This window comes from Pseudomonas sp. L13, assembly GCF_009935965.1.
In the GTDB taxonomy this organism is placed as follows: Bacteria; Pseudomonadota; Gammaproteobacteria; order Pseudomonadales; family Pseudomonadaceae; genus Aquipseudomonas; species Aquipseudomonas lactis.
This window is the reverse complement of sequence record NZ_QODJ01000033.1, coordinates 1-16,049: the sequence shown is the minus strand read 5'-3', so window position 1 is coordinate 16,049 and position 16,049 is coordinate 1. Positions and strand designations below refer to the sequence as shown.

Genomic DNA, 16,049 nt, shown 5'->3' with positions numbered 1-16,049 from the left:
GCCGATTGTAACGGTCTGGTCACGGATAAAGACGGTTTCATGGCCCAACAAACAAAGGATTTGTTTCTGAATCCCCTGGCGTGACCCGCAACACCTCCGTCATCGTGGTCAGGCCGGCCTTCACTTTCTCGATGCCGGCCATGCGCAGGCTGCTCATGCCCTGCGCCAGTGCCTCTCGGCGCAGGGCTTGTATGTCCGCGCCCGGGGTGACCAGCGCCTGGAGTGCCGGGTCCATGAGCATGATTTCATACAGCCCGGCCCGGCCTCGATAACCGCTGTCACGGCATTGCGCACAGCCCACAGCATCAAAGCCGCCAGCGTCCTCCTGGCCCACGGGGCGCTTGCAGTGGCTGCACAGAACCCGCACCAAGCGCTGCGCCATCACGCCTATGAGCGTGGCTTTGATCAAATAGTGAGCAATACCCAGCTCCTGCAGGCGGCTGATGGCGCTGGGCGCGTCGTTGGTGTGCAAGGTCGAGAGCACCAGATGCCCGGTCAGTGCGGCCTGGATAGCCATCTCTGCGGTTTCCTGGTCGCGGATTTCGCCGATCATGATGATGTCCGGGTCCTGGCGCAGCAGGGCGCGAATGCCGCTGGCGAACGTGAGATCGATGTTGTGCTGGACCTGCATCTGATTGAAGGCCGGCTCGACCATTTCAATCGGGTCTTCCACCGTGCACAGGTTGACCTCGCGGGTCGCCAGTTGCCTGAGGGTGGTGTAGAGGGTGCTGGTCTTGCCTGAGCCGGTTGGGCCGGTGACGAGGATGATGCCGTGGGTGCGTCGCGTCATGGCGTGCCAGCGTTGCTGGTCGGCGTTGGACAACCCCAACTGGTCAAAATCCTTGAGCAGCACCTGAGGGTCAAAAATTCGCATCACCAGCTTTTCGCCGAATGCCGTGGGCAGGGTCGAAAGCCGCAATTCCACCTCGATACCCGCAGGGCTCCGGGTCTTGACGCGGCCATCCTGGGGTTTGCGTTTCTCGGCCACGTTCATCCGCCCCAGGCTTTTGAGGCGGCTGACCACGGCCATGGTGACCTGCGGAGGAAATTGATAGACGTCATGCAGCAGCCCATCAATGCGAAAGCGCACCCGGCCCTGGTCGCGGCCGGGCTCAATATGGATATCGCTGGCCCGCTGGCCAAAGGCGTACTGCAGCAGCCAGTCGACGATGTTGACGATATGTGCGTCGTTGGCATCCGGCTCCTTGTCACTGGCGCCGAGGCTGAGCAAGTCGACATTGCCAGGCGCCGTCATCTTTTGATCCGCACCGCTGACGGACTTGGCCAAGCGGTAAAACTCGTTGATACAGCGTTGGATATCCTTGGGGTTGGCAACCACGCGCTTGATCGTGCGTTTGAGCACCTGGGACAGCCCGGCTTCCCAGGCGGTGATATGGGGTTGGGCACTGGCGACCGTCACGCTGCGGGCATCCACGGCGACTGCAAGAATGCCGTGGCGCTGGGCAAAGGCGTGGGACATCAAGGGCACCACGGCCGCCACGTCGATCTTCAACGGGTCGATGCGCAGGTAAGGTTGGCCGACCTGGCGGGCCAGCCATTGGGTCAAGGTCTCCAGGCAAGGGCCCTGGGCTGCGATGCATTCCAAGGGATGCTGGCTGCCGGACGCTGGCGCAACCTTTTGTGCTGCCTGCGCCGTGATCAGCCCTTGCTCGACCAACGCCGGCAACAATTGCTGCAGCTCCAAGGGGTGATCGTGAGCGGTGACGGACATGCAGGTTTTCCTGGGCGGCTTGGGGTGTAATCCCAGGCTAGCCAGCCGCTGAAGATGCCGCTTGCGCGTGTATTGCAGGTTTTTACTGCGCCATCGCCGCCAGCGCTTGAGGCCGCTCGGAATCAGCCGACCACAGCGCCAGGGTGCAGACGCTGATCAGGTTTCGAATCTTTTCACCGATCACTTGGGCGCGGTGCCAGCTCAGGCCGGTCATCACGATATCAATACTCAGCAGGTCGGCTTCACGGTTCACGCTGACCTGGGTGGGCGTAAGCAATTGCAGCGCGAAGTAGTTGAGCACCCGGCACAGCACGTCCGGTTCGGCCTCGGCGACGATGTGATAGTGCGCCTGGCAGTGGCTGCTATTGGCCGCCCACGCATCGACGCGGGTGGCAGGGTAGGCGGTTTCGACGGCGTGCATGCTGACTCTCCAAATTCGACTGGAGGAATTTTTACATTCGCCCCGGGAGATTTCTTATCTAAGATGAGCCTGTTTGGCGATAAATCGACTCAATCAATTCAAGATCAGCCTATTAACGGGTACGTTTATGCACAGTGAGTTGGACGCCTACGACCGCCGCATCCTGGCTTTGCTGCAAGAGGACGCCTCGCTCTCCAGCGCACAGATTGCCGAGCAGATCGGGCTGTCGCAGTCGCCGTGCTGGCGGCGCATTCAGCGGCTCAAGGAAGAGGGCGTGATCCGCGGCCAGGTCACGCTGCTGGACCGCAAGAAGATCGGGCTCAACACGCAGATTTTCGCCGAGGTCAAACTCAACGCTCACGGTCGCTCCAATTTCACCGAGTTCACCGAGGCGATTCGCGGGTTTCCGGAAGTGTTGGAGTGTTATGTACTGATGGGGGCGGTGGATTTTCTGCTGCGTATCGTCACCTCGGATATCGAGGCGTATGAGCGGTTTTTCTTCGAGAAGCTGTCGATGGTGCCGGGGATTCAGGAGGTCAACTCGATTGTGGCGCTGTCGGAGATCAAGTCCACCACCAGCCTGCCAGTATTGCGCTGACAGGCATGCCATTGACTGTAGGAGCGAGCTTGCTCGCGAAGAACGTTAACGATAACGCGGGAAGCCTGGCTCCCCACATCGCTCTCGGGTTTTTCGCGAGCAAGCTCGCTCCTACAGGTAGAGGGACTTACAGGCGCAGAAGGGTCTTCCAGGCACGATTCTGATAAACCGCAATCGCCTGGTGCATACGCGCATCCAGCGATTCATCGGTAATCGGCTGGTTGGCCAGGTGCGCCAGTTTGTTCAACTCGCCGTACAAACGGTCCAGCTCAGGAATGTCCACCACGTGGCGCGCATGGTGCAGCCAGGCCTGGATGCGTTCGATCCGCGGCAGTTGCTCGGCCAGGTCTTCCGGCTGTTGCTGGTAGCGCTGCAGTTGCAGGGCGACGGCGTCGTCGGCCAACAGGCGTGGCAGCCAGTTGGTGATTTGCGCAGCGCCCTGGCGGTTGCCACGCACGTTACGTTCGGCTGTCCAGGTGCGAGCCAGCAACCAGCGCGAGAGGTTGAGTGAGAACAGGCCCCAGCGCACGTCTTGCAGTTCTTCGATGAACTGTTCCGGCGCGGCTTTGCGAATGTCTTCATCGTCGTCACCGGCCTGGACCAGCGGGCGCCAGTCTTCCAGCAACGCATCCAGGGCGCTGCGCAGTTCGCTGGTGGATTGGCGCGGCGCGGCCTGGCCGAGGCTGCCGATCAGGGCGCGCAATTCACCGAGGTTCTCGACCCAGTCTTGCAGCAGGCGCCAGTGGCCATTGAAGCGGTATTGCTCGGCCAGGCGCTGGCTGCTGCCCAGCAGGTGCCACAGAATTGCGGCGAAGGCATCGTCCAATGGCATTTCGGCGTGGATCTGTGGCGCCGGCAGGCTCAGGGAGTAGCTGCTGGCGTCATACAAGCGGTAGCCGCGTTCGGCCTTGCTGATGTCACACGGCATCAGGGCCAGGGTCGCGGCCAGCTCGGCGGCCAACTCCAGCAGGGCTGCCGGTTCGCCTTCGCGCAGTTCCAGTTCCAGCTCGCAGATTTCTTCTTTCTGCTTGCCGACCACCACGTGGCCCAGGTCCAGGGCGGCTTCGATCACCACCTTGGCCTTGCCGCGGCCCCAGGCGATTTCGGCGCGTTGACGCACGAAGTCGGTGGTGAAGATCGGCTTGAGGGTCTTTTTGTCCAGCTCGGCCAGTTGCTCGGGCCAGCATTCGCCATCGAGTTTCTTCACATCGAGCTTGGCTTTGGGCAGGTCCCAGTTGTATTCGTTGCGTTCCGACAAGCCGGCGACGCTTTGGCCGCGGGTCTTGAGGGTCTGGATGATGTCGTCACCGTCCTTGCGCAGGCGCAGGGCAACCTTGGCCTGGGCCAGGTCACGCTCGGGGGTGTCGAAGTACTGGTTCATCAACTCACGGCGTTCCCAGCCACTTTTGTTGCGTTTTTTCAGTAACGGGTGCTCACGCAGCGCGGCGAGTGTTTCGCGGCTGACGCGTAGCTTGATTTCGGTTTCTTTCTGCATGGCCGGAAAATCCAGGATCGGGAGCGCAGCCGGGGAAAAGTGTGGCTGCCAAGGTCGTGCAGTGTACAGGACTGAGCCCGGCAACGCGCCGCAACGGTTTATTGTGTTGCGCAGATGCCTCTATAGTGAGGTTCATCCGGGAAGTTGGGAGACCGCGCATGCCGTTACCGTCCATGAAAGAGCAGTTCGCCGCCTTGATCGCCGCGCCGTCGGTGAGTTGCACCCAGGCGTCTCTTGACCAGAGCAACCGCCCGGTGATCGACCTGCTCGCCGCATGGCTGGGCGACCTGGGCTTTGCCATCGATATCCAACACGTCAGCCCCGGTAAGTTCAACCTGTTGGCCAGCTTCGGCAGCGGCCCTGGTGGCCTGGTACTGGCGGGGCATAGCGATACCGTGCCGTATGACGCGGCGTTGTGGAAAACCGACCCGCTCAAGCTGACGGAAGTCGACGGCCGCTGGGTAGGGCTGGGCAGCTGTGACATGAAGGGTTTCTTCGCCCTGATCATCGAAGCAGTGTTGCCGCTGCTCGACCAACCCTTCAAGCAGCCGCTGTTGATTCTTGCCACCTGTGACGAGGAAAGCTCCATGTCCGGTGCCCGTGCGCTGGCCGAGGCGGGGCGGCCGCTGGGTCGTGCGGCGGTGATCGGCGAGCCGACCGGGCTCAAGCCAATCCGCCTGCACAAAGGCGTGATGATGGAGCGCATCGACATCCTCGGGCGCAGCGGCCACTCGTCGGACCCTAGCCTGGGCCACAGCGCCCTGGAAGCCATGCATGACGCTATTGGCGAGTTGCGCGGCCTGCGCCTGGCGTGGCAGCGCGAGTACCGCAACGCGCAATTCAGCGTGCCGCAGCCGACCATGAACTTCGGCTGCATTCACGGCGGCGACAACCCCAACCGCATCTGCGGCCAATGCTCGTTGGAATTCGACCTGCGCCCCCTGCCGGGGATGGACCCCGAGGTACTGCGCGCCGCGATTCGCCAGAAGCTCGAACCCGTGGCCGAGCGGCATAAGGTCAAGATCGACTACGCGCCGTTGTTCCCCGAAGTGCCACCCTTCGAGCAGCCCGAAGACGCCGAGCTGGTGCGGGTGGCGGAACGTTTGACCGGTCATCGTGCCGAAGCAGTAGCGTTCGGCACCGAAGCGCCTTATCTTCAGCGCCTCGGTTGCGAAACCCTGGTGCTCGGCCCTGGCGACATTGCCTGCGCCCACCAGCCGGGCGAATACCTTGAAATGTCACGCTTGACGCCTACAGTGCGTCTATTGCGGGAACTGATCGAACACTACTGCCTGAAACCTGCATAAATTTACCCCTGCCCATTCGTACATAAGGAGAGTGAGCGTGTCGCCAAGCCTGTTCCGACGATAACCATCAGCCGCTGTGCGCTTTCACGATTGATCCTTTATTTGGCTGCTTTTTATTACAGGCCCAGGTGTTATGCCCGAATACGTCAACTGGCTTCGTCACGCTTCGCCCTACATCAACGCCCACCGCGACTGCACCTTTGTGGTCATGCTGCCCGGCGATGGTGTGGACCACCCCAACTTCGGCAATATCGTCCACGACCTGGTGCTGCTTCACAGCCTGGGTGTGCGCCTGGTGCTGGTGCACGGCTCGCGCCCGCAAATCGAAACCCGCCTTCAAGCACGCGGCCTTACCCCGGCTTACCACGAAGGCTTGCGCATCACCGATGCCGCGACGCTGGAGTGTGTGATCGACGCGGTGGGCCACCTGCGTATTGCCATTGAGGCGCGCTTGTCCATGGACATGGCGTCCTCGCCGATGCAGGGCTCGCGCCTGCGTGTGGCCAGCGGCAACCTGGTTACCGCACGGCCAATCGGCGTGCTTGAAGGCGTGGACTATCACCACACCGGCGAAGTGCGCCGGGTCGATCGCAAGGGTATCAACCGCCTGTTGGACGAACGCTCCATCGTGCTGCTGTCGCCCCTGGGGTATTCGCCTACCGGCGAGATCTTCAACCTGGCCTGCGAAGACGTCGCTACCCGCGCCGCCATCGACCTGGGCGCCGACAAGTTGCTGCTGTTCGGTGCCGATCCCGGTCTGATCGATGAGAACGGCCGCCTGGTGCGTGAATTGCGCCCACAACAAGTGCCCGCGCACTTGCAACGCTTGGGCAGCAACTATCAAGCCGAACTGCTCGATGCTGCTGCCGAAGCCTGCCGGGGTGGAGTAGGGCGCAGCCATATCGTCAGCTACGCCGAAGATGGCGCCTTGCTCACCGAGCTGTTTACCCGCGACGGCGGCGGTACGCTGGTGGCCCAGGAGCAATTCGAACTGGTGCGCGAAGCGGCGATTGAAGACGTCGGCGGTTTGCTGGATCTGATCAGCCCGCTGGAAGAGCAGGGCATTCTGGTGCGCCGCTCGCGGGAAGTGCTGGAGCGGGAGATCGAACAGTTCAGCGTGGTCGAGCGCGAAGGCATGATCATCGCGTGCGCAGCGCTGTATCAGATTGCGGATTCGGATGCGGGCGAATTGGCGTGCCTGGCAGTGAACCCGGAATACCGCCACGGCGCGCGCGGCGATGTGTTGCTCGAACGCATCCAGACCCGGGCACGAGCGCAGGGGTTGAAGACCTTGTTCGTGCTCACCACGCGCACGGCCCACTGGTTTCGCGAACGCGGTTTTGTGCCCAGCAGCGTGGATCGCCTGCCGTCGGCGCGGGCGTCGCTGTACAACTATCAGCGTAACTCCAAGATCTTCGAAAAGGCCCTGTAAAAGAGTACGGCTCTGTGTGGGAGCTGGCTTGCCTGCGATAGCGGCGCCTCGGTTTATCTGAAGGACCGAGTTGCTGGCATCGCAGGCAAGCCAGCTCCCACAGAAGAGCGTAATTACTGTGTGATGAATTTATCGGTCACATAGGCCGAATAATCCGGCAGCACCGTCTCCACCTTCCCCTGTTCCTTCAAGAACTTCGCCGTCTCCCCAATCGCCTTGGCCGTGCCGCCCTTGAGCAACGCAGCGGTTTGCTGTGCCTGCGCATCCGGAAACGTTGTGCCCGCCAACAGCTCCGGAATGTCGTCGGCATTGGAACCTGTCAATTTGGCGATTTTCTGCACTGGTTCGGAATCCACTGTCCAGCTGTCTTTGTGGGCAGCATAGTCGGCAAAGGCATCCAGGGTGACCTTGGCAAACTTGGCCACTACGTCAGGATGTTTTTGTGCAAAATCCTTGCGCGCCACCCACACCTCAAACGTCGGCGCGCCCCATTGGCCCACCTGCGCCGCGTCTGTGAGGGTTTTGCCGGTCTTGCGGATTTCGCCCAGGGCCGGCGACCACACGAAAGCCCCATCAATATCGCCGCGCTTCCAGGCAGCGGCGATTTCGGCCGGTTGCAGGTTCACCACTTTGACTTGCTGGGTGTTCAGCCCCCAGTGTTTCAGCGCGCCGAGCAGGCTGTAATGGGAAGTCGAGACGAACGGGGTGGCGATGGTTTTGCCGATCAGGTCTTGAGGGTTGTCGATGCCACTGCCGTTGCGCACCACCAGGGCTTCAGAAGCGTTGATCTGTGCCGATACGATAAACGCCACAATCGGCAGGTTGCGCGATGCCGCCGCCGCGAGCGGGCTGGAGCCGAGGTTGCCGATTTGTACATCACCCGACGCGATGGCCGTGACCACCTCTGGCCCGCTGTTGAAGCGGCGCCAGGCGATTTTTTCGCCGATGGCTTTGTCGTACAGGCCGTCGGCCTGGGGAACTTTGCTGGGATCGATGCCGGTCTGGTAGCCCACCGTCAGGTCGGCGGCGCTGACACCAAAAGAAAGTAATAGCGATACAAAAACTGTAACAAATTGACGGGAGGATGTGCGTTTGGCCATGATGGCGTCGCCTTTTTGATCGTGAGTGACGTGTGCAACCGTAAGGCCACACTAATCGATCTAAAAAAGCACCGGTAAATACCCTTTAGGAATTAGCTTATGGAGCGGTGCGTCTATCCTGACCATCCGGCTTCACGGAAAGTCTTATTCCTGGATCGTATGAAAAAGAATGAAATAATTCTTTTTGGGTGTATGAAAAACTCATTACCCTGCAGGGACCAAATCAACTGCGATTAGACGAAGGTAGTAGACACACAAGGTTACGATTGACTTGCTGGTCACTATCTGGCGCTAATCGCGCATCTGTGGATCGAGGGCGTCAGACCCGAGACCAAAGAAATACAAAAATTAGAAATGAGAGGAGCGGTACATGAAGAAGTCCACCTTGGCTGTGGCTGTAACGTTGGGCGCAATCGTCCAGCAAGCAGGCGCTGCCGGTTTCATCGAAGACAGCAAGGCCACACTGGGCCTGCGTAACTTCTACATCAACACCGATAACCGTGACGGTCACCCAAGCGCCACGTCCAACACTCGCAGCAAAAATGCTGAGTGGGGCCAAGGCTTCGACCTGCGTTTCATCTCGGGCTACACCCAGGGCACCGTTCAGTTCGGTGTTGACGCGATCGGCCTGTACGGCGTGCGTCTGGATTCGAGCCGTTCTGACCACGGCAACTACACTGGCACGGCTTCGGGCGGCACCGTCTTCCCAAGCGACGGCAACAAGGCTGTCAACGATTACGCCAGCCTGGGCGTGACTGGCAAGGTGAAAATCTCCCAGACCGAACTGAAGCTGGGCACTCTGCAGCCTAAGCTGCCAGTTATCGTGACCAACGATGGTCGTCTGCTGCCGCAAACCTTCCAGGGTGGCCAGATCACTACCAACGATATCAAGGATCTGACCTTGGTGGCCGGTCAGGTGGAGAAGGCCAAGGGCCGTAACTCCAGCAACAACGAGAACCTGTCGATTGGTGGTGCCAACGGTAGCTCCAACTACAACGCGGGCAAGTGGAGCAATAAGTTCTACTACGCCGGTGGCGACTACAAACTGACCAAAGACCTGACTGCCCAGTACTACTACGGCAATCTGGAAGACTTCTACAAGCAGCACTTCCTGGGCCTGACCCACAACTGGGCAATCGGCCCAGGCGTGTTGAAGTCTGACCTGCGTTATTTCCACAGTACCGACGATGGTAAGAACGGCGATACTGCCGCTTACTACTCCAGCGGTAACTACAACGGTTTTGCCTCGGGTAAGGGCAAAGTCGACAACAACCTGTATAGCGGCCTGTTCCTGTACTCGGTTGCCGGTCACACCTTCGGTGGTGGCTATCAGGTCAGCAACGGTAGCAGTGACTTCCCTTGGCTGAACCAGGGTGACGGCTCGTCGGCCTACATCACCACCGACATGCAGATCCAGAAGTTCGCCCGTGCCGGCGAGCGTACCTGGCAGGCTCGCTACTCCTATGACTTCGCCAAGGTTGGCGTACCTGGCCTGACTGCGGGTGTTGTCTACCTCAAAGGTAGCGATATCGACACCGTCACCGCTTCGCGTGCCGAGCTGACAGGTCAATCCGAGTGGGAGCGCGACATCACTGTTGCCTACGTGATCCCGGAAGGTCCGCTGAAAAACCTGGGCGTCGCCTGGAAAAACGCGATGTGGCGCACCGACCTGGCGAACACCCGTTCCCAGGACGAAAACCGCCTGATCGTCAGCTACTCGCTGCCACTGTTCTAGTAGCGTGAAGCTATCGTAAAACTGTAAAACCTTGCCCGGCGCAATGCCGGGCAAGGTGTCTTGCTGTTCAAGTCGGGCTCAACCCCCGCAAGCCCTTCCTGAACCCGTCTTTTTTGCAGCGTCTCAAGGCCTTCTCGAACCTTGAAAGCGATGTTGGCCTCAGGCCGTTCCCAAGTCCAATGAACTGATTTTTAATATTCCTTTATCGTCTAGATAAATCGATATTTATTCTTTTTAAATCAGCAAAAATCCATGCACAGTGGGCTCCATAAGCACTCATCAGGAGCCATACCATGAGCCTAAGACTGGGCGACATCGCCCCCGACTTCGAACAGGATTCCAGCGCCGGCAAGATTCGTTTCCATGAATGGCTGGGCGACAGCTGGGGTGTGTTGTTTTCCCACCCGGCGGACTTCACGCCGGTGTGCACCACCGAACTGGGTTTCACCGCCAAGCTCAAGGATGAATTCGCTAAACGTGGGGTCAAGGCCATCGCCCTGTCGGTAGACCCGGTGGACTCGCACCACAAGTGGATCGAAGACATCAACGAGACCCAGAACACCGTGGTCAACTTCCCGATCCTGGCCGACGCCGACCGCAAGGTCTCGGACCTCTACGACCTGATCCACCCGAATGCCAGCGATACCCTCACCGTGCGCTCCTTGTTCGTGATCGACCCGCACAAGAAGATCCGCCTGACCATCACTTACCCGGCCAGCACCGGGCGTAACTTCCATGAAATCCTGCGGGTGATCGACTCCCTGCAGCTGACCGACAACCACAAGGTGGCGACGCCGGCCAACTGGCAGGATGGGGATGAAGTGGTGATCGTGCCGTCGCTCAAGGACGAGGAAGAGATCAAAAAACGCTTTCCCAAAGGCTATCGCGCGGTGAAGCCGTACCTGCGTCTTACCCCACAACCTAATCGTTAAGGCTGATATTGCCATCGCGGGCAAGCCCGGCTCCCACAGTTGACCGCATTCCCCTGTGGGAGCCGGGCTTGCCCGCGATAGGGCCTTATCAACAACACATGTTTCCAAACCGTCTCACACAGCAGGGGTTTTCAGGCCGTTTCGACGGCCTTTTTTTTCGCCTGGCGATTGATTAAACACTTATGCACTTGTGGAATAAACAAATGAATAAATAAGATTTATAGATATATAAATCTGCTGATAAGGTCTATCCCATCTTGGCGCCATCGCCGTACGGCGAACCGCCGACACTTGCTCAAGGAATCTCCTGCATGCTGGTCGTAACACTTGGAGGCAGTCCCAGCCAGCGTTCCCGCTCTGGGGTCTTGCTGGATAAAACCCGTCAGTGGCTGCAACAGCAGGGCGTGGAAGTGGTGAGTTACCAGGTACGGGACTTCCCGGCTGAAGACTTGCTGCACGCACGCTTCGACAGCCCCAAGGTCATCGACCTGCTGCAACAAGTCGCCAATGCCGACGGCCTGGTGATCGCCACGCCGGTGTACAAGGCGTCGTTTTCCGGGGCGTTGAAGACCGTACTGGACCTGCTGCCAGAACGCGCCCTGGCCCATAAGGTGGTGCTGCCGATGGCGACCGGCGGCAGCATCGCCCACATGCTGGCGGTGGACTACGCCCTGAAGCCGGTGCTGTCGGCGCTCAAGGCCCAGGAATTGCTCCACGGTATTTTTGCCGAAGACAGCCAGATCGCCTATGGCGAAGGCAGCGTCCAGGCGCAGTTGGTGCCGGTACTCGAGCAGCGTCTGCACGAAGCGCTGGAGCAGCTCTACAGCGCCATGGCGCGCCGGCCAAAACCGCTGGACCCTGACGTATTGAATGAACGTTTGTTGAGTGCTCGCTGGAGCATCTGAGCCTCACCCCGAAAAGCTGGAAACCCTCACCTTACTCAGCCGACAACGGCCAAGCAGGTGCAGCCAAAACCCTAATCGCACAGTTGGAGAGAGCGCCATGCGCACTGTCATCTTGCGTCGTGGTCTGGTCGCACTCTTTGCTGCGGCTGTGTCCTTCGGCGCCATTGTTCAAGCTCACGCCGCCGAGACCTTGCGGATCGGTTATCAGAAGTACGGCACCCTGGTGCTGCTCAAGGCCAAAGGCACCCTGGAAAAACGCCTGGCCGCCCAAGGTGTGCAGGTGCAGTGGACCGAGTTTCCCGGTGGCCCGCAATTGCTCGAGGGCCTGAACGTCGGCTCCATCGACTTCGGCGTTACCGGCGAAACCCCGCCGGTGTTCGCCCAGGCGGCTGGCGCCGATCTGCTCTATGTCGCCTACGAGCCACCCGCGCCTACCAGCGAAGCGATCCTGGTGCCCAAGGACTCGCCGATCAAATCGATGGCCGAGCTCAAGGGTAAAAAGGTCGTGCTCAACAAAGGCTCCAACGTGCACTACCTGCTGGTGCGTGCCCTGGAAGACGCCGGCCTCAACTACACCGACGTGAAGACCGTATTCCTGCCACCCGCCGATGCCCGTGCCGCGTTCGAGCGTGGCAGCGTGGACGCCTGGGTGATCTGGGACCCGTACCAGGCCGCCGCCGAGAAGCAACTGCAAGCGCGCACCCTGCGAGACGGCACCGGGATTGCCGACAACCATCAGTTTTACCTCGCCACCAAGCCCTACGCCGAGCAACACCCTGATGTGATCAAGGCGTTGGTGGAAGAGGTGCGTGCGGTAGGCGAGTGGTCCAAGGCCAACCCGCAGGAAGTGACTGAGCAGGTCGCCCCACTGCTCGGCCTGCCAGCAGATATCACCCTCACTTCGGTGAAACGCCAAGGCTACGGCGCGCTGTTCCTGACCCCGGAAGTGGTCGCCGCCCAGCAGAAAATCGCCGACAGCTTCTACCAACTCAAATTGATCCCCAAGCCCTTGAGCATCAAGGACGTGATCTGGACGCCACCCGCCGCGGTTGCCAAAGCGCCGTAATCCGACTTCATTCAGGAGACAACTCCATGAGCCTCAATATTTTCTGGTTCCTGCCCACCCACGGCGACGGTCATTACCTTGGCACCGCCGAAGGCGCCCGCGCTGTCGACCACGGTTATTTGCAACAAGTGGCCCAGGCCGCTGACCGCCTGGGTTTCGGCGGGGTGTTGATCCCTACGGGTCGCTCTTGCGAAGACTCGTGGTTGGTGGCTGCCTCGCTGATCCCCGTGACCCAGCGCTTGAAATTTTTGGTTGCCCTGCGCCCCGGAATCATCTCCCCGACCGTGGCCGCGCGTCAGGCCGCGACCCTGGACAGACTGTCTGGCGGTCGTGCGCTGTTCAACCTGGTCACCGGTGGCGATCCGGAAGAACTGGCTGGCGACGGTTTGTTCTTGAGCCATGAAGAACGCTACCAGGCGTCGGTGGAATTCACCCGCATCTGGCGCCGTGTCCTGGAAGGCGAGACCGTGGACTACGACGGCGAACACATCAGCGTCAAAGGCGCCAAATTGCTCTACCCACCGATCCAGCAGCCACGCCCGCCACTGTATTTCGGGGGTTCCTCCGAAGCCGCCCAGGACCTGGCGGCCGAACAGGTGGAGATGGTGCTGACCTGGGGCGAGCCGCCGGCAGCCGTCGCGGAAAAGATCGCGCAGGTACGCGCCAAGGCCGCAAAGCTGGGACGCACGGTGCGCTTTGGCATTCGCTTGCACGTGATCGTGCGCGAAACCAACGACGAAGCCTGGAAAGCCGCCGACAAACTGATCTCCCACCTGGACGACGAGACCATCGCTCGCGCCCAGGCATCCCTGGCGCGCTTCGATTCGGTGGGCCAGCAACGCATGGCAGCCTTGCATGGCGGTAGCCGTGACAACCTGGAAGTCAGCCCTAACCTGTGGGCCGGCGTCGGCCTGGTACGTGGCGGCGCAGGGACGGCGCTGGTGGGCGATGGCCCAACGGTTGCGGCGCGGGTCAAGGAGTACGCGGACCTGGGCATCGATACCTTTATCTTCTCCGGTTATCCACACCTGGAAGAGTCGTATCGGGTGGCGGAGCTGTTGTTCCCGCACCTGGATATCGAACGTCCCGAGCTGCCCAAAAGCGCCGGCTACGTCAGCCCGTTCGGCGAGATGGTCGCCAACGACATCCTTCCCAAAGCTGCGTCACAGAGCTGAGGCGCCGTTATGGACTTAGAAAAAATCAGCCATCGCGTGGCGCCCTGGGTGCTGCCGATCTTATTGCTGGCGGTGTGGCAGTTGTCGGTGTCGGCGGGTTGGTTGTCGACGCGCATTCTGCCAGCGCCGAGCGCGGTGATCGAAGCCGGGGTGAACCTGGTGGTCAGCGGCGAAATCTGGACGCACCTGGCCATCAGCGGCTGGCGCGCCGGCCTGGGTTTTGTGATCGGTGGCAGCATCGGTCTGGCCCTGGGCTTTATCACCGGGCTGTCGAAGTGGGGCGAGCGCTTGCTCGACAGCTCCGTGCAGATGATCCGCAACGTGCCGCACCTGGCGCTGATTCCGCTGGTGATCCTGTGGTTCGGCATCGATGAGACCGCGAAGATTTTCCTCGTGGCCCTGGGGACCTTGTTCCCGATCTACCTGAACACTTACCACGGCATCCGCAATGTCGACCCGGCGCTGGTAGAGATGTCGCGCAGCTATGGCTTATCCGGTTTCAGCCTGTTCTGGCAAGTGATCCTGCCGGGCGCGCTGCCGTCGATCCTGGTGGGGGTGCGCTTTGCCCTGGGCTTCATGTGGCTTACGCTGATCGTGGCGGAAACCATCTCGGCAAGTTCCGGCATCGGTTACCTGGCAATGAATGCCCGTGAATTCCTGCAAACCGACGTGGTGGTGCTGGCCATCGTCATGTACGCCATCCTCGGCAAACTGGCCGACCTGGCAGCCCGTGGGCTGGAGCGTGTGTGGCTGCGCTGGCACCCGGCGTATCAAGTCAAAGGAGGTGCAGCATGACGGCTCAACAACCTCCGCGCTTGTTGAAGGGCATCCCGCTGGCGGTGCGCAAATTGCGCAAGGCCTTTGGTACCCGCGAAGTACTCAAGGAGATTGACCTGCATATTCCCGCAGGGCAGTTCGTGGCCGTGGTCGGCCGCAGTGGTTGCGGCAAAAGTACCTTGCTGCGCCTGTTGGCGGGGCTGGACAAAGCCAGTGGCGGCGAGCTGCTGGCCGGCTCCGCGCCGCTGCACGAAGCGATTGAAGATACGCGGTTGATGTTCCAGGAAGCGCGTTTGCTGCCATGGAAGAAGATCATCGATAACGTCGGCCTGGGCCTCAAGGGCGACTGGCGGCCCAAAGCGCTGGATGCGCTGGAAGCGGTTGGCCTGGCCGAGCGCGCCAATGAATGGCCGGCGGCGTTGTCCGGTGGCCAGAAACAGCGCGTGGCCCTCGCCCGGGCGTTGATCCACCAACCGCGGCTGTTGCTGCTCGATGAACCGCTGGGCGCACTGGATGCCCTGACCCGCATCGAGATGCAGCAACTGATCGAGAACCTGTGGCGCAAGCACGGCTTCACGGTGTTGCTGGTGACCCACGACGTCAGCGAAGCCGTGGCGATTGCCGACCGCGTGATTCTGATCGAAAACGGCGAAATCGGCCTCGACCTGACCATCGACCTGCCACGCCCACGGGCCCGTGGCTCACACCGCCTGGCCGCGCTGGAAGCCGAGGTGCTCAACCGCGTGCTGTCGCTCCCCGGCTCACCACCGGAACCCGAACCTGTTTCACCGCTGCCGACGCAATTGCGTTGGGCGCAATAAAGCAGCAGCAAGCTTCAAGCTTGAAGCTGCAAGGGGAAGCACAGCGCTTTTACTTGCAGCTTGCAGCTAACAACTTGCAGCTATTTCGACCCGAGGAGAAACCGTATGACTATTAAAGCCATCAACGTGCGTAACCAGTTCAAAGGCACCATCAAGGAGATCGTGGTCGGCGACGTGCTGTCGGAAATTGACGTGCAGACCGCGTCTGGCATTGTCACCTCGGTGATTACTACTCGTTCGGTCAAGGAGTTGGAGCTGGTGATCGGCAGTGAAGTGATTGCCTTTGTGAAATCCACTGAGGTGTCGATTGCCAAGTTGTGATTGGTGTCGGCCTTGAGGCCGCTATCGCAGGCAAGCCAGCTCCCACATTTGAATGTATTCACATATCAAAATGTGGGAGCTGGCTTGCCTGCGAAGGCGGCCTGGCAGTCAACACAGTTGGACCGGGTATATATCCGTTATTTAGGTAACGGCCGCTTAGGGTTCCGCCCTGACGGCGGCTCACTTTCGAAAAGCGCGAAAGTAAGCAAAGCGCTCTTGCCCCACCACTCGG

The 16,049-nt window shown here is 60.4% G+C and carries 15 protein-coding genes; 11 read left to right on the top strand and 4 right to left on the bottom strand.

Features of this window, described 5'->3' with window-relative positions; all coding sequences use genetic code 11:
• Positions 1-37: 37 nt before the first annotated feature.
• On the bottom strand, positions 38-1,732 hold the full coding sequence (locus DK871_RS17205; protein ID WP_161905973.1) for a GspE/PulE family protein: 1,695 nt from the start codon (positions 1,730-1,732) through the stop codon (positions 38-40).
• An 82-nt stretch (positions 1,733-1,814) separates the two neighbouring features.
• On the bottom strand, positions 1,815-2,153 hold the full coding sequence (locus tag DK871_RS17200) for a hypothetical protein (RefSeq protein ID WP_161905971.1): 339 nt from the start codon (positions 2,151-2,153) through the stop codon (positions 1,815-1,817).
• A 127-nt stretch (positions 2,154-2,280) separates the two neighbouring features.
• Here DK871_RS17200 and DK871_RS17195 point away from each other — a divergent pair, with 127 nt between their 5' ends.
• The gene (locus tag DK871_RS17195) at positions 2,281-2,751 is read left to right on the top strand and encodes an Lrp/AsnC family transcriptional regulator (protein WP_094064342.1); all 471 of its coding nucleotides are present in this window, start codon (positions 2,281-2,283) and stop codon (positions 2,749-2,751) included.
• A gap of 127 nt (positions 2,752-2,878) precedes the next feature.
• On the opposite strand, the gene DK871_RS17190 is transcribed toward DK871_RS17195, so the two are convergent.
• Complete coding sequence (locus DK871_RS17190) at positions 2,879-4,246, bottom strand: inorganic triphosphatase (protein ID WP_161905970.1); 1,368 nt, start codon at positions 4,244-4,246, stop codon at positions 2,879-2,881.
• A gap of 158 nt (positions 4,247-4,404) precedes the next feature.
• Between DK871_RS17190 and argE the strand changes: the two genes are divergently transcribed.
• On the top strand, positions 4,405-5,553 hold the full coding sequence (argE, locus tag DK871_RS17185) for an acetylornithine deacetylase (protein ID WP_161905968.1): 1,149 nt from the start codon (positions 4,405-4,407) through the stop codon (positions 5,551-5,553).
• Between the two features lie 133 nt (positions 5,554-5,686).
• Complete coding sequence (gene argA / locus DK871_RS17180) at positions 5,687-6,985, top strand: amino-acid N-acetyltransferase (protein ID WP_014720395.1); 1,299 nt, start codon at positions 5,687-5,689, stop codon at positions 6,983-6,985.
• A 113-nt stretch (positions 6,986-7,098) separates the two neighbouring features.
• Here the strand turns inward: argA and tauA are convergent, their stop codons facing one another.
• Positions 7,099-8,085 carry a taurine ABC transporter substrate-binding protein gene (tauA, locus tag DK871_RS17175; protein ID WP_161905966.1) on the bottom strand — a complete coding sequence of 329 codons (987 nt, stop codon included), beginning with the start codon at positions 8,083-8,085 and terminating at the stop codon, positions 7,099-7,101.
• A gap of 370 nt (positions 8,086-8,455) precedes the next feature.
• On the opposite strand from tauA, the gene DK871_RS17170 reads away from it, so the two are divergent.
• From DK871_RS17170 to DK871_RS17135, 8 genes are all read left to right on the top strand, one after another.
• Entirely contained in the window at positions 8,456-9,820 is a 1,365-nt protein-coding gene (locus tag DK871_RS17170) for an OprD family porin (protein WP_161905964.1), read from the top strand.
• 293 nt (positions 9,821-10,113) lie between these two features.
• Positions 10,114-10,752: a peroxiredoxin gene (locus DK871_RS17165; protein WP_161905962.1), complete on the top strand. Its 639-nt coding sequence runs from the start codon at positions 10,114-10,116 to the stop codon at positions 10,750-10,752.
• Positions 10,753-11,063: 311 nt separating this feature from the next.
• A complete protein-coding gene (gene ssuE, locus DK871_RS17160) occupies positions 11,064-11,657 on the top strand; it encodes an NADPH-dependent FMN reductase (RefSeq protein WP_014720392.1) in 594 nt (197 codons plus the stop codon).
• Positions 11,658-11,754: 97 nt separating this feature from the next.
• On the top strand, positions 11,755-12,723 hold the full coding sequence (locus tag DK871_RS17155; protein ID WP_161905960.1) for a sulfonate ABC transporter substrate-binding protein: 969 nt from the start codon (positions 11,755-11,757) through the stop codon (positions 12,721-12,723).
• 26 nt (positions 12,724-12,749) lie between these two features.
• Complete coding sequence (gene ssuD / locus DK871_RS17150; RefSeq protein WP_003195260.1) at positions 12,750-13,898, top strand: FMNH2-dependent alkanesulfonate monooxygenase; 1,149 nt, start codon at positions 12,750-12,752, stop codon at positions 13,896-13,898.
• A gap of 9 nt (positions 13,899-13,907) precedes the next feature.
• Positions 13,908-14,693 carry an aliphatic sulfonate ABC transporter permease SsuC gene (ssuC, locus tag DK871_RS17145; RefSeq protein WP_003195258.1) on the top strand — a complete coding sequence of 262 codons (786 nt, stop codon included), beginning with the start codon at positions 13,908-13,910 and terminating at the stop codon, positions 14,691-14,693.
• Positions 14,690-15,496 carry an aliphatic sulfonates ABC transporter ATP-binding protein gene (gene ssuB, locus DK871_RS17140; protein ID WP_161905958.1) on the top strand — a complete coding sequence of 269 codons (807 nt, stop codon included), beginning with the start codon at positions 14,690-14,692 and terminating at the stop codon, positions 15,494-15,496. The genes ssuC and ssuB overlap by 4 nt, the downstream gene beginning before the upstream one ends.
• Positions 15,497-15,601: 105 nt before the next feature.
• Entirely contained in the window at positions 15,602-15,817 is a 216-nt protein-coding gene (locus DK871_RS17135; RefSeq protein ID WP_003176783.1) for a molybdopterin-binding protein, read from the top strand.
• Positions 15,818-16,049 lie beyond the last annotated feature (232 nt).

Excerpts from the sequence above, each read along its gene's own strand:
- DK871_RS17200 (WP_161905971.1), bottom strand. The coding sequence starts at position 2,153 with ATGCACGCCGTCGAAACCGCCTACCCTGCCACCCGCGTCGATGCGTGG.
- argE (WP_161905968.1), top strand. The coding sequence starts at position 4,405 with ATGCCGTTACCGTCCATGAAAGAGCAGTTCGCCGCCTTGATCGCCGCG.
- argA (WP_014720395.1), top strand. The coding sequence starts at position 5,687 with ATGCCCGAATACGTCAACTGGCTTCGTCACGCTTCGCCCTACATCAAC.
- DK871_RS17170 (WP_161905964.1), top strand. The coding sequence starts at position 8,456 with ATGAAGAAGTCCACCTTGGCTGTGGCTGTAACGTTGGGCGCAATCGTC.
- tauA (WP_161905966.1), bottom strand. The coding sequence starts at position 8,085 with ATGGCCAAACGCACATCCTCCCGTCAATTTGTTACAGTTTTTGTATCG.
- ssuD (WP_003195260.1), top strand. The coding sequence starts at position 12,750 with ATGAGCCTCAATATTTTCTGGTTCCTGCCCACCCACGGCGACGGTCAT.
- DK871_RS17155 (WP_161905960.1), top strand. The coding sequence starts at position 11,755 with ATGCGCACTGTCATCTTGCGTCGTGGTCTGGTCGCACTCTTTGCTGCG.
- ssuB (WP_161905958.1), top strand. The coding sequence starts at position 14,690 with ATGACGGCTCAACAACCTCCGCGCTTGTTGAAGGGCATCCCGCTGGCG.
- DK871_RS17165 (WP_161905962.1), top strand. The coding sequence starts at position 10,114 with ATGAGCCTAAGACTGGGCGACATCGCCCCCGACTTCGAACAGGATTCC.
- DK871_RS17135 (WP_003176783.1), top strand. The coding sequence starts at position 15,602 with ATGACTATTAAAGCCATCAACGTGCGTAACCAGTTCAAAGGCACCATC.
- DK871_RS17205 (WP_161905973.1), bottom strand. The coding sequence starts at position 1,732 with ATGTCCGTCACCGCTCACGATCACCCCTTGGAGCTGCAGCAATTGTTG.
- ssuE (WP_014720392.1), top strand. The coding sequence starts at position 11,064 with ATGCTGGTCGTAACACTTGGAGGCAGTCCCAGCCAGCGTTCCCGCTCT.
- DK871_RS17190 (WP_161905970.1), bottom strand. The coding sequence starts at position 4,246 with ATGCAGAAAGAAACCGAAATCAAGCTACGCGTCAGCCGCGAAACACTC.
- DK871_RS17195 (WP_094064342.1), top strand. The coding sequence starts at position 2,281 with ATGCACAGTGAGTTGGACGCCTACGACCGCCGCATCCTGGCTTTGCTG.
- ssuC (WP_003195258.1), top strand. The coding sequence starts at position 13,908 with ATGGACTTAGAAAAAATCAGCCATCGCGTGGCGCCCTGGGTGCTGCCG.